At 60.2% G+C, this 13122-nt stretch carries 9 protein-coding genes and 4 pseudogenes; 4 read left to right on the top strand and 9 right to left on the bottom strand.

From position 1 onward, the window contains the following. Window positions 1-192: 192 nt before the first annotated feature. On the bottom strand, window positions 193-1533 hold the full coding sequence (locus ACWGS8_RS34530) for an ISNCY family transposase (RefSeq protein WP_454585105.1): 1341 nt from the start codon (window positions 1531-1533) through the stop codon (window positions 193-195). Window positions 1534-1756: 223 nt separating this feature from the next. On the opposite strand from ACWGS8_RS34530, the pseudogene ACWGS8_RS34525 reads away from it, so the two are divergent. Next, window positions 1757-2154, top strand: a pseudogene (locus ACWGS8_RS34525) (helix-turn-helix domain-containing protein); the annotation flags it as partial. A gap of 945 nt (window positions 2155-3099) precedes the next feature. Here ACWGS8_RS34525 and ACWGS8_RS34520 read toward each other — a convergent pair. From ACWGS8_RS34520 to ACWGS8_RS34490, 7 genes and pseudogenes are all read right to left on the bottom strand, one after another. After that, window positions 3100-3318, bottom strand: coding sequence for a TniQ family protein (locus ACWGS8_RS34520; RefSeq protein WP_454585104.1), 219 nt, complete (start codon window positions 3316-3318; stop codon window positions 3100-3102). A gap of 99 nt (window positions 3319-3417) precedes the next feature. Then, window positions 3418-4196: pseudogene (locus ACWGS8_RS34515) on the bottom strand (TniB family NTP-binding protein). A 6-nt stretch (window positions 4197-4202) separates the two neighbouring features. Then, window positions 4203-4478, bottom strand: a complete 276-nt coding sequence (locus ACWGS8_RS34510; RefSeq protein ID WP_454585103.1) for a hypothetical protein — start codon at window positions 4476-4478, stop codon at window positions 4203-4205. After that, on the bottom strand, window positions 4454-5185 hold the full coding sequence (locus tag ACWGS8_RS34505) for a transposase (protein WP_454585107.1): 732 nt from the start codon (window positions 5183-5185) through the stop codon (window positions 4454-4456). Before ACWGS8_RS34505 ends, ACWGS8_RS34510 begins: the two co-directional genes overlap by 25 nt. Window positions 5186-5451: 266 nt before the next feature. Further along, window positions 5452-6258 (bottom strand): annotated as a pseudogene (gene istB / locus ACWGS8_RS34500) (IS21-like element helper ATPase IstB); the annotation flags it as partial. After that, a pseudogene (gene istA, locus ACWGS8_RS34495) lies at window positions 6258-7719 on the bottom strand (IS21 family transposase). The pseudogenes istA and istB, both read right to left, overlap by 1 nt. Window positions 7720-7946: 227 nt before the next feature. Continuing rightward, complete coding sequence (locus ACWGS8_RS34490; RefSeq protein WP_454585102.1) at window positions 7947-8543, bottom strand: helix-turn-helix domain-containing protein; 597 nt, start codon at window positions 8541-8543, stop codon at window positions 7947-7949. 295 nt (window positions 8544-8838) lie between these two features. Here ACWGS8_RS34490 and ACWGS8_RS34485 point away from each other — a divergent pair, with 295 nt between their 5' ends. The 3 genes from ACWGS8_RS34485 (at window position 8839) to ACWGS8_RS34475 (ending at window position 12834) form a co-directional block, all read left to right on the top strand. Further along, window positions 8839-9162: a hypothetical protein gene (locus tag ACWGS8_RS34485; protein ID WP_454585101.1), complete on the top strand. Its 324-nt coding sequence runs from the start codon at window positions 8839-8841 to the stop codon at window positions 9160-9162. A 61-nt stretch (window positions 9163-9223) separates the two neighbouring features. After that, window positions 9224-12100 carry an HsdM family class I SAM-dependent methyltransferase gene (locus ACWGS8_RS34480; RefSeq protein WP_454585100.1) on the top strand — a complete coding sequence of 959 codons (2877 nt, stop codon included), beginning with the start codon at window positions 9224-9226 and terminating at the stop codon, window positions 12098-12100. Window positions 12101-12102: 2 nt separating this feature from the next. Further along, the gene (locus tag ACWGS8_RS34475) at window positions 12103-12834 is read left to right on the top strand and encodes a hypothetical protein (RefSeq protein WP_454585099.1); all 732 of its coding nucleotides are present in this window, start codon (window positions 12103-12105) and stop codon (window positions 12832-12834) included. A gap of 20 nt (window positions 12835-12854) precedes the next feature. Here the strand turns inward: ACWGS8_RS34475 and ACWGS8_RS34470 are convergent, their stop codons facing one another. Continuing rightward, the gene (locus ACWGS8_RS34470) at window positions 12855-13112 is read right to left on the bottom strand and encodes a hypothetical protein (RefSeq protein ID WP_454585098.1); all 258 of its coding nucleotides are present in this window, start codon (window positions 13110-13112) and stop codon (window positions 12855-12857) included. Window positions 13113-13122: the final 10 nt, after the last annotated feature.

Genomic DNA, 13122 nt, shown 5'->3' with positions numbered 1-13122 from the left:
CTAGTTTCTGTCCATACACGCACGGATTTTGCAGCGTTTGCAAAGGTTTACTGTCGACAGAGGGCGCCTTTGAGTGTCGGTGCGGGGCGGTAGGCGTCGATCTCGACGAGATCGTGTCATGATGAGCCGATTGGGCGCACGCTGCGGGTCCGGCATTGTCCGGTGCGGCGCAACTGGGATGCCGGGTTGGCGTCAGGTCGCTTTGAGACGCGTGAAGAGGACCAGATTGTAGGCCACGACCGAGGACCACACGTAGGCCTTGAAGTGATCAAGGCCGCGCCAGGTGCAGCGCGCCAAACCGTAAGCTCGTTTCAAGCATGAGATGCCGGCTTCGATGCCGGCACGGAAGTTGCGCAGCTTACGGTAGACCCAGTTGCTTCTGACCATGTCCTCAATCTTGAGGCCGGCCTTCTTGTGGAATGCCATGTCACGAACACCCAAGGCCTTCGCCGTAGCCAGGTTGCCGCGCGTGGCGAAGCCGCCATCGGCCGCCGCTTGTCGCGGCGCCTGACCATAGAGATCGATTTGGCGCTCCCGCATCGGCAGCAAGCGGTCGCTGTCGCGCGGATTGCCTGCTTCGATCACCAGATCGAGGATCATGCCGCTCCTGCCAGTGGTCAGGTTGAGTTTGTGGCCGTATTCGGTATCGCGGCTGCCTTTGACGATGATATCGGCATGCTCTTCGAACAGGCTGACCAGCTTCTCGCTGGCTGGCACCGGCTCACCGGCCAACACCCGCCGCTCGCTCTGTTGGATGATGCGTTCGACCAACGGCCGATAATGACAGACCTGGAGCTGCCACAGGGCAATGGACGGTGTGCTGGCCACGGCCAAACGCTTGCTTGCCTGCTCCAGATAGGCCAGCGTCGCACAGGCGATCGCGATCAGCTCGCGATAGAGTTGGACCCGATTGGGTCGACCGCGCGTAAACTGGATCTTGCGGGCGCGCTTCTTGGCTGCGCGGCAATGATCGCGCCATGATGAGCCGGCGCCGCCGACCAAGGTGTCGGCCCGCTTCAGAAGGCGCACCATGACCCGCACTGCATCCCAAAGCAGGCTGCTGTCGCTCGGCTCGTGCATGAGTGCCGAGGTCACGGTGCTGTCCAGCCGCACGACCGTGCCGTCTTCAAGTTTCTCCTGCCGAGCACTCGACAGCAGCATTCGATTGATCTGTTCCCAGGTCTCAGGCCGGATCGCGCTGATCGTCTTTTGCAGCACCGACTTCTGCGGGCTCCATGACCACGGCAGGCGGGCAAAGGCGCGAAACGAGGCGGAGTCCTCGAGATGGAATGCCAGCTCTTGGTAGCTCAGTTGCCGGTACTGCTTGAGGATCGCACAGCGCAACACCGCTTCGGCCGGCAAGCCCTGCCGTCCGGTGGCCTTGACGCCGAGACGAACCAAGTCGTGGGCCGCCAAGCCGAGCAGATCGCGATGCTCGTCCAGCCAGCGCGACATTGCCTTCAGCTCGTGGCCGATCTCGTGCGTGGCGAAAACATCGAATATGCTGGCCTGGACGGTGCGTTCTTGGCGCATTGTCGGCTCCGGCGGTGGCAGGGATTTGGACTCAGTGGCATGATCCAAGATACCAGAAACCGCCGGGCCTTGCTCGCGCAAAGCTACGATTAACGGCACAAAATCAATCACTTACCGTTTGTGGACGGAAACTAGCTAGATGTGAGCTTTCGGGAGGTTGTCCATTCGGACCGGACCGAGGAGACTGGAGTTACCAGGCTTCAGCACTCACCGGAGGGTCCGAATGAACATTCACAAGAATGCCCGTCTAACGCCGTTGCGTCGAGAGGAGATGGCGCTGTCGGTGATAGAGGGCGGTTTTTCCAAGGCCCATGCGGCGCGCGTCTATGGGTGTCGGCCAAGATCGTGGCACGTTGGATCGAGCGCTATAAGGCCGAGGGTCGGGCCGGCACGGTCGACCGTTCCTCGCGGCCCGCCCATATGCCACAGGCCACCACTGCGTCGATCGCCGAACGCATCGTGGCGCTGCGGCGGCAACGTTGGACCGGCAAACACATCGCCCATGAAGTCGGCGTCTCGCCCGCTACCGTCAGTCGGGTTCTCAAGCGTGCCGGACTGTCGCGGTTGAGGGATATCGAACCGGCCGAACCGGTCCGGCGCTACGAGCACGAGCATCCCGGCGGATGATCCACATCGGATTGTCCGGCCGCTAAAGACGTGTTGCTGAACGGTTTCGTTCAGCAAGCCAGCACCTTTGATAAACGCGTTATCATAATGGGTCGTTGCTTCCAAGGAGATTCTCATCTCTGTTGCGGACCATATTGACACGGCCTATAGGAACAACCCTGAGGTTTTCGCGTCGAGCTATGAAACCTATTTTGGCCAAGTGTCGCGCTGCGCTAAAATGTGAGATTGCGCCGGCTTCGTGCAATCGCTGCACCTAATGATGAGATTCGATGCCCCTGATTCTCAATTCAACTGCAGTGGGGAGCTTCTCGCAACCGACATGCCAGCGCCGATTGAGGCGAACCGCCTATAGTGGGCGCAAGCGTTTGGTGCTGGAGTTCGGAAACCAGTTTGGGACCTTCCTGGTGGATGATTGAAATACCCGCCAGGAGAGCTATGCGCAGTCCCACAGGCAAAATGGGTCTTGCAATCGTAGGTCTTGGGAATCCCTGCTGGGCCACGCACTCATCGAAACCTTGGACGACGGCGCCAAGGATCGTGGGAGTGGTCTATCGATGCCTCATGGTTGAAAGGCTTCGGGCACCGCCGCACGAGCAGCAATCGGACGATATCGATCGGCGATGCCCAACCGGCAGCTGATCCCCTCAGCGCATGATCGATGAGCCGTTCACCGTGGAGGGCATCTTTCCAAAGACCCTCGAACGGCGATAGCGGGCTTATAAGCGCAGATCCTGCGTCTCTTATGTCTTGTTGCCGTAGTCCGCAGACGGGACAGGTTATCCGCCAACCCTCGGTCCAGCTTCGCTGCACCGCAGTTGTTGCGCCCTGCCCTGTGTTTTGCTCGGCACAAGCGAAGCAACATTGAATAGCGCATGGCGCGACGAGCCGTGCTGCTGAACTTGGGAAACCTGATGTGGTCATTGCCAAAATTGCAGACGACTAGATTCGAAACAGCCTCGCAATGTGGCCGGCGTCGGTTGGCCCCAGTGTATCGGTCAGCCTCAAAGATTTTGCTTCCGGAATGGCATGGCGGAGCATAGTGAGCGGGGAGACGCCATAGAACTCCGCATGGCGCGCAATCCATGACGACAGGAGCTCATCCGGCACAGGTTCGAGAATGACAGGAAGCGGCTTCGTGCCGCCGAGCTCTCGGTTCATGCGTATGCTGTTTCGGCACTGACTGGCGGCGACCAGCTTTCCACCGCTTCATCGGTGATGTGCTCGATGCCGCTCTCGATCGAATTGGCCGCTAGGCTATTAATCGCCTGGAAAATATTCGCAGTGATGCCGCCGCTGATTTGCAGAATTCGGCGCAGAGATTTCGGCGTCAGCACTGTCGGTCGGCGGAGCGGCATATTCCGCAATATGGACGAAAACCAGCGCTTCGAACTGTTCGTTGGCCGCCCATCTGTTCAAGGTCAGCTCGCCGAACCGGCGGGCAAGCTGAACGTCGCCGCTTATCGCCTCGCGGGCTTCGGTAACGCCGAAGCACACCAGTGAGATCTGAAGCCGATTGCTAAGAAAGCGCAGCGTGTTCAGCACGACCCGCTGTTCGCGGTACGAGCCGGCGAGAATGTTGTGTATTTCGTCGATCACCAGGACCTGGACGCCGACGGTTTTCATAAGTCGCAACGCCGCTTGCTCCATCTGCACGATGTCGGCGCGGGGTGCCTGTGGCGCGCCAAGTGCAGCCAGAAGCTCGGATATAAACGGCGCTCACCTGGCTTCCCGGTCATCTCGATTGCCAGAACCGGTAAGGCCTGTGTGCCGGTCGTCGGATCAAAGCATGAGGGATTATTATCGCAGAATTTCTCCAGGATCATCGTCTTGCCCATGCCACTGTCGCCGTAGATGGCCACCGAAGGCATGGGTGTGCCGCGAGGATGATCGACCAGTAGGTTGAGGCGATCGAGCGCTTGCTTGGCGCGCGGGTAGAAAATCCAGCGGCGCGCCTGGATTGCGCGAACGCGCAGAACGTCAGGCTCGCTGAGGAGGTCTTTGGCCGCTTGCGTCAGATGGATATTATCCGGGGTCAAAGGGGGTCAATCCAGATCTTCGACGGAGGGAACAGGTTTGCTTGAATCGACGCCGCGAAGCGAGCCCAGTTCATCGTCATCCACATTCGATTTCGGAAGTCGCTGGCGCCCTTGTGTCTTGAGTTTCGCCTCCTGGATCAGTTCGCGCTGGGCAAGCGCTGTGCGAACAAGGACATGCATATCGATTTCGCGCTTGCCCTCAGCGTTGAGTTTGCGCCTTGCAGCCTGCGCCTCCCACAATGTAATCGGCGCAAGCGTCACATCGGCATAGCGCGCCTCCACAAAGTTGCCGAGGGACGCCTGACAAAAACGCGCGACAGATCGCGGGGGTCGTATTTCACAATCAGGCGGGCTTTGGTCCGTCCAAGGTCGGCGGACAGAGCGGGCGACCAGTAGCGGATATGGAAGAGATGGATGCCGGTCGGTCGCAACGCTCTCTCTGCCTCCGGCAGGAACGAGATCCAGAATTGCATACGGTCTTTCGGCAGACGCAACACCAACTCATTTTCGTGCTGTCGCCAGACCGCAATCGGTGGCCGACGCAGTGCGCCATGGATGGCATGATGGTACTGCCCGACGATCTCGAGTGTGATGTAGCGCTCAAGCCCACGCAGTGTCAGCGCGGCATGGCGTTTGGCATCATACTCGCGCCTTTCCTCGATGCTGCTGGAGGTCGATCCCGGCAGCAGGTGAACCGCGCCCATCTGCGTACCGATCAACCGTTCGATGTGGCCGCCGAAATGGGGAGTTCCCGGCGGCCGCCAATCGACCTTTATGCCATTGTCCCGGCAAGCGCGTTCGAATGCATGACTTCGAAAGTCAGAGCCGTTGTCGACATGTATCGTTCCTGGCAGTCCGGCCACTGGCCACGCTTCATGGATTTCCCTCTCCTGCAACCACGTGGTCTTGTCGAATACAGAGTGCAATATGCATAAGCTTGTCGACAATCGCGAGGGCGCCTCCTTCGTCAGATAGAAGCCCACAACCATCCGAGAAAAGATGTCCAATGCCAGTGTCAGCCAGGGCCGTCCGAGCGGCTGACGCGTGTTGTAGCGCGACGATTATGGAGACCGGTCGGCGTCGATTATGATGGCCGGTAGGAGGCCGCGCCGCGTGGTGTCGTTTGGCTATCACGAGGCTGTGGATCTGGCAACGGCTCAGCGACAATTACGGGAGTTGTAATTGCCGCTGAGAGGTGGGTTGACGTGGGTCGAGTGGCGATGAGTAATTGTCGCGAGCGGCAATTACACCGATGCGCAGTTGTTCGGCGCGTCTGGTGTGTCGCTGGCGCTTTCCATGGCGGAGATCGAGCGACGGCGGACCGCTTGCGGTAACTTTCGCCGTTCATTTCGATGATGGTGGCGTGGTGAACGAGGCGGTCGATCGCGGCGACGGTCATAGCGGGATCTGGAAAAACGTCAGACCAGGCGGAAAAAGGCTGATTGGCGGTGATCGCGATGGAGTGACGCTCATATCGGTGAGCGATGAGCTCGAACAGAGCGCTGGTTTCGACTTGGTCCTTCCGGACATAGGACATGTCGTCGAGGACGATGAGATCATATTTGTCGAGCTTGTCGAGCATCGAAGAAAGGCTGAGCTCGCGCCGCGCGACCTGGAGTCTCTGGACCATATCGGTGGTGTTACAGAACAGGACACGGCGCCCGGCGTCGATAAGAGCATGGCCGATAGCGGCGATGGCGTGGGTCTTGCCGGTGCCGGACTGACCGAAGAGGAGAAGATTGCCACCGCTTTCGATCCAGCCTTCGCCGGTAGCGAGCGACAGCAGGTGAGGCTTGCGGATGCCCGCGGCGGCCTCGAAGTCGAACGTACCGAAGGTCTTTCCGGCTGGCAGGCCGGACTGGTCGCGATGGCGCTGGATACGCCGTGAGGTGCGCTCGGCCATCTCGATCTCGAGCAACGAGGCGAGCAGGTGGGCAGCGGGCCAGCCATCGCGGTCGGCGGTGTCGGTGAGACGCTTCCAGTTGCGGTTCACGCTGGGCAGACGCAGTGCCGTCATCAGCGTGGGCAAGACGGCGGCAGCCTGATCCTTGGTCCTGCTCATCACAGCACCTGTCCGCTGGCCAGAAGGCGGTTGTATCCGACGAAATCGGGCGGTGGAATGGTGACGTGGTCACGGGCACGCACGGCGGGCAAGAACTCGCTCTTCAGTCCGGCGATATCGGGGAGTTCGTTGGCATCGAGGAAGGCCTCGATGCGCTGGGCCAGGGCCTCGACGCAGTTGCCGTTGGCGGCGATATCGAGGAGAGCGACCATGTCGCGGCAGGCCTGTCGTGCGTCGAGTGCGGCATCGAGCGTCTGCCATGCCCGGGCATAGGCATGAGAGGGAAACAAGGCGTCTCGGTAGATCATGTAGCGCAGCGCCTGAGGCTTGCGCTTCAGGTTCGCGACGAAGTGCCGGAAATCGATACTGTGCCGGCCGGGATGTCTGACGCGGATCCGGTTGGTGGTCATCACCCGGTCCGGCCCGAGGAAGAGGTCGATACGGTCGTCAAACAGATGAGCGTGGAGGCGCCGGCCGATGAGGCGCGACGGTACCGAATAGATGACTCGGTCGATGCTGATCGTACTGTTGCGCGTGACGTCCGCGCTGACCAAGGTGAAATCGGTCGTTCGCCGCGGCGGCAGCGGCTTGAGAAGGCGGCGCTCTTCCTCCAAAAGCTTAGTCCGGCGCCGATTCTGCTTGGCAACCTCCTTCTCGACGAAGCGACTATAGTCCTCGATGCTGGCGAAATCGCGGCTGCCCCGGCGGCGCAGAGCCTGGTCGAGGCGCCGCTTCAGGTGGCCATTGGGAGCTTCGATTGAACCGTTCTCATGGGCGACACCTTTGTTGTTGCGCGTCGGCGTCATGCCATAATGGCGGCACAGCGCTTCATAGTTGCGGGTGAAATCGCACTGGGCGTCGGCATTGAGGTTCTTGTAGGCGGCCGAGAGCGAGTCGCTGCGGTGTTCCGCCGGCACACCACCCAGCTTCCACAAGGGCATCCTGCAAATGTTCCGACAAGGCGGTGAAGCTCTCTCCGCCGAGCACGACCGCTGCATGTTCCCAACCGCTACAGGCGAGACGGAAATGGAAGAGGCGATGGCCGAAGCACTCGCCGCCGATGGTGATGCGCAGATCGTCGCAGACGGTGAAGTCCGACAGCCCCTGTCGGCCGATCGTGTGATGCTGCGCGAAGATGATCTCCTTCTCGCCCCCGTTCAGCGCCCGCCACCGGGCAATCCGGCGCTTAAGGGTGCGCCTCACGCCGTCGGGAACGGTATCCTCCCCGAACTCGTCCTGCACGGTCTCGAAGATGGTAACGGACAGGATGCCATCGATCTTGAGCAGCTCTTCTACGCGCGGCCACACCTGTTCGAGAGGGTCTGGCCGGGTTCGCCAGTGGCGCTTGCGGTTCTGCTGGGATGGCAGCTGCGGATCCTTGTCGATCCGGCGTGCAGTACGTTCGCTGATACCGGCCTTGGCGGCCGCAACGGCCTGGGTGTGGTGACGACGCTGAGACATGTAACGATGTACCTGTTAATCGGTGATGTGGGGGCCAGGCATCGGTACCTATCGCTGCTATGTTCGATAGGTGTTCCGATACCACCACCCGGCACCGCCCGATCAGAGTCCCCCGCTCGGGATTCTCTCATCGCCGCCGCGCGTCAAGTCCGCTCTCCGGTCGGGGGCTACGCCCCTCCCTGCAAGCGGACCTGACGCGCGATCCTACCGGCCATCATAGTTGTCGCTCAACCGGCCAACATAATTGTCGCCGCGCACGTGTTTTCGTCGACAACGAATACGTCGACCTTGGTATGATCGATTTGAACAAGCTCAAGCGGCCGCGACGCCGAAAGACTTCCGGGCGTAGCGGTTGTTGCTTTGACGACCTCGCTCTCGCCGCGCTTACGCCCCCTCACCTGCAGATCGATCTCTTCCACGCGGGATTTGATGGTGCGCCAATTTGGGGGAGCAAGACCGGCCGTGGTGCAGTCGATCTGGACCTCCCGAACCAACCGCGCGAAGGAAGGGCGTGTCGGTTTGAGATAAAAGCCTTCAATCGTTCGACGCACAACGGCTTCTCGATCTTTGTCGAGGGCACGATGTCCTTGGCGGCGCCCGCGCTTTCGGTCCATCAGTGAACTTACGGTGCCACCTGCTCGAAACAGCTTGATCATCCTGTAGAGAGTGGCCCGGCTGAGATCCAATTCCCAAGCCAGGTCCGCTACGGCCCGACCGTTCAGGCTTTTTGGATAGCGCTCCAAGAGCCCTCGGATAGCCTCTTCGCGCCGACACGCCTCATTCCAGCGCGCCAGTTCCTCGTAATTCTCGGTATCGTCGCTCATGCAGCCTGCAAAGAACTCACGCCAAACGTTTGGCGGCCAGAATCTCATATTAAGTGCAGTGAGCCAAGCGCGAGTCTCAAATTAAATGCAAAATCTCAGTTTAAGTACACGGCTAAGTACTTGAAAACGCTTACAGCGGAGTCTCATCAATGAATACAGCGCGACAACAGGGGTCACGCACCGGCCCGCGCTGACGGTCGAGACGCTCGATCAGGCCCCCGGTAGATCGCCCTTGACATCGGCCGCAGAGACCGGAACAAATACGGAACATTGGCAGTGCTTCGGACGCGGTGGGTTGGCCAGATTTCTGGCTTTCCCGTTTTCTGTCTGTCTGGCTTTCCGCCTTGCAAGAAAGGCAGATTTCGTTATGATCCCCGAATCAGAGTTCTTCCCGGTCGACGACCGAGATAGGTTGCCCGTCATGGCTGAAAATCGCCTTCGTGCGAGCAAGAAGGACCTGTTGGAAGACAGCGACAAGGGCAGCAGCGGCTCCCTCAATTTCAAAGTCACTCCCGAGTTCAAGAAGGAGTTCAAGGGCTACGCGGTCAGCCAGGGGATTAGCATGGTCGACCTCCTCAAGGAAGGCTTTGCGCTATCCAAGAAACGGCGCAGCCAGTGAGCCACCCCCTTTCCTTTAGCCGGCCAGACCGCGTGACAGCCCAGCATGGTCGAGGGACGACATGACCCTCGATCTGTTCAGCGGTGTCGACGCCGAACCCACCAGTTGGTTCGTCGAACTGGAGCAATCGACTGGCGCAAAGCCTGTCGACGGCCTCGTTCTTGTCGCTGGTTATGTCCCGACGGGACGTCTTCCCGAAGAAGTCGCGACCATGGAAAAAGCGCGACGTTACGGAGCGCACTCGGTGTTTTTCGAAACGGGACGCAATGGGCGAGCCCCCGTCCCGCAGGCCTTCGTCTTCGTCTCTAAGGACGGAAACGACGATCAGGAGTTCGCCGACCTGCATAAGCGGCTGTGGAGCTGGGGTGGCGTTCCAATCCTTTACCGGCGAACTCCTGGTCAGATTCAGCTGTTTCGCTGCGCGCATGACCCGGACTTCATCTCCGCGACCGGCGAGCAGGTCTGCAAGCCCTTCAAGTTCCTCGACATCGGCTCCCGTATCGCCGGGAAGGAAGCATGGTGGGATGCCGAGCGGATTCGCAACGGGACGCTCTGGGATGATCCGGATGCCTGCCGCATCATGCTGTCCGCCCAAAAGGCCGCTCACCGCAAGCTGGTAGATGTCGTCCGTGGACTCAATGACGAACTCAACACCAAGCGCCTGCTGACTGCGCCTTTGCGTCGACGGCTGCTCATCCTGTCCCTGCTGATCGCATACCTCGAAGAGCGCGGTGTTCTCCGGCCGGAGTTCTTTGGTCGCTATGTGAAGGGTGCGACCCGTTTCTTTGAAGTGTTGCGCGAGGGCGATGCACTGGTCGAGATGCTGAAGGCGCTCGAGGATCGCTTCAACGGTCACGTCTTTGCGCTCAAGGATGAGGAAGCCGCGGCGCTGAAGGCTAGCCGGCAGTTGGGTCGGTTTACCAGCCTCGTCGAAGGCTACGAGGATACCGGCGGTCAGCTTAGCTTCTGGCGCCTCTATTCCTTCAAGGATCTGCCGGTCGAGCTCATCAGTCACATCTACCAACTGTTCGTCAGCGACACCGACAGCTCCGTCTATACGCCGCCCACGCTGGTTAGGCTGATGCTCGACGAGGCGTTGAGTTGGGATCGCATCGATCGCTTGATGGCAGGCAAGGGGATCATTCTAGACCCGGCATGCGGCTCAGGCGTCTTCCTCGTCGAGGCGTATAAGCGCCTAGTGCTGCATTGGCGCAGTCGCAATGACTGGGCGAGGCCGGGGGTCGATGAACTGCGCGCGCTCCTCGAGCGCGTTCACGGCATCGACCTGGAACTGGGCGCGGTCGAACTGGCCGCGTTCAGCCTTTGCCTGGCGCTGTGCGACGCTCTCGAGCCGGAGGAAATCCGTGCCAGCGTCAAGCTCTTTCCGAAACTGGCGGATGCCTCGCTCCACAAGCGGTGCTTCTTCGAAGCCAAGGAAGAGGGTCTGGTAAAGGGCCCGGTGGGGGTGCTGATTGGCAATCCGCCCTTCGAGTCGCGCCTTACAACACCGGCCGCAAAACGTGCTTATGACGCCTATGTCAAACAGCACGGCAAACTGGCCGACCAACAGATCGCCTACCTCTTCCTGCACGAGGCCATGGGGATGACCGCCAAGGGCGGTGTCCTCAGCATGATCCAGCCCTCGGGCTTTCTCTACAATCAACACGCCGGCGATTTCCGCGCCAACTTCTTCAAGCGTTGGAACGTACGCGAGATCCTCGATTTCGTTTCCGTCCGCGGTATGTTCAAGAAAGGCGACGCCGATCCGAAGGTTGTGATCGTCGTGGCCCTTGCGGAACCCGCAAACCCAGCCTCGAAGTTGCTGCACACGGTTTTCCGCAGAAACGGACGGGCGAATGCCGAACAAGCGTTCGAGATTGACTACTACGACCTTCACCGCGTGCCGCATGTCAATCTGTCGAGCAACAGCGACATCTGGCGCGCCAACCTGCTCGGCGGCGAGCGCCTTCTGAGTTTCGTTCAGCGTCTACGCAAATTCCGCACGCTCGGCGAATACGCGGCCGAAAGGAACTGGAACAGCGGCGAAGGGTACATCGCCGGCCAGAAGGGAATTTCTAGGCCCGCGGCGCACGTGGTCGGACAGCAGCTGCTGCCCACCAAGGCGCTTTCCGCGAAAGGCCTGGACAGAACCGCGCTCACAAAGGTGCCAAAGGCGCCGATCAAGGATCCGAAGTCGGAGGCGCGCTTCACACCGCCCATGCTGCTCGTGAAGGAGCATCAGGATTTGTACAATGCGATTTGGGAGGAGGGCTACCTTACGTACAAGGACGAGATCGTTGGTTTTGCGGCTCCCAAGCAGGATCTCAAGCGTTTGCGGCAAGTGCGTGATTGGATCACGAGCAACCGATCGACACTGCAAGCTTATGTCGCCGGCACCAGCACTCGGCTCTTCACGCGCCGAGCAACCTCGATCGCAAGCGCCGACGTCATGGCACTTCCCTATCCCGTGGAGGGTTCGCTCGATCTGAGCGCGAACGAGCAAATTCTGGTCGACGACGTGGTGCAGTACTGGCGCGATTTCGTGCGCAAGGGAAGTGACTCCGACGTAATGAAGCTGGATGGCTCGCAGGGGCTACGCACCTTCGCCGAGTGTTTCGCGTCACAGATTAACACCGTCTATCCCGCCGCGCCGCTGTCGGCACTTGAACCACAATCGTGGCCAGGCATTATCTGCCAGCCTTTCGTCTTTGGCAGCGGTAAGATCGACTGGACCGGGGTCGATGAACTGCGGGGCAGGTTGGACAACCTGCTTCGCGAGCAGCGCGGCTCGAGCATCACGGTTACGCGCATTGCCCGGATTTACGACGGCAAGTTTGTCTTCCTGCTAAAGCCCGACCGCCTTCGCTACTGGCTCCGCTCGATCGCGCTGCGGGACGCCGATGACGTGCTCGCCGATCTCCGTGCTCAGGGGTTCTAGGCGTGCTGGCAGATCACCCAGAACCAAGCATCCAATCGGGCGGCCTGGATCCGAACCTTCACCTCCCAGCGGCATGGCGTCTGGCACTTCTCGACTTTATCGCGGATGAGCTCCCGAAATGGCGCGACGATCCCAAGCGTCCGGTTGAAACCGCGGAGACATCACTTACCTCCCGGCTTTGCGCCCACATGAATAGCGCGACCCGAAAGTCTGGAGGATGGGACTTCCTGCAGTTTCGCGTCGAAGAGCCCGATGAACTGGTCGGAGGCCGAAAACTGGATCTTGTGCCCGCTCCGAGCGCGGCGACGATCTGGATCGACGGTCGTGAGTACACTCAGTACACGCCGCTCATTCCCATCGAATGCAAGCGCCTGCCCATTCCTGCCAGCCCGACGCGTGATGAGCGCGAATACCTGTACAGCGCACATTCCTCGACCGGAGGGGTTCAGCGCTTCAAAGCCGGGCATCACGGCGCCGCTCATTTGATTGGTGCGATGATTGGCTACATTCAGTCTCGCGACATCGATTTCTGGGACGCGCAGATCCGCGCGTGGCTACAAGGCTTGGTCGAGACCCCTGTCGATGGCTGGACTGTTGACGACGAGCTTCACGTCACGAAGCACGATGCTGCAGCTCAGTCGGCTTTGCTGGAATCGGTGCACCGACGAAATGGCCTCCCAGACATACGACTCCACCATCTGTGGATTGATATGGCCGGCCGCCCGATCTCCTAGTCCGCAGCACCCGCCCCAACCTATAGCTTTCGCCATGTATAGGTTCCGGGCTGATTGACCTTCTCGCCATGCCCACCCGGCACGCCCTGCCAATGGCACTGGCCCCACGCATTGCCGTATGGCCAGGTCTTGACCTCGACCCGCTCGACGACGAGATAATGCCCCACGTCGGCACTCCATGAGCTCTTCACCGCCTTGAAGGGCAAGACCTCACCGTTCTCGCGCCAGAGCTGAACTATGTTCTTCCAATCCGTAGGAAACTCAGTGTGCAATCGCATTCCAGCCCCT

The sequence above is a fragment of the Mesorhizobium sp. 43Arga genome, assembly GCF_053714255.1.
Note: the sequence above shows the minus strand (reverse complement) of the source record. Positions and strands in the feature narration are given on the sequence as shown.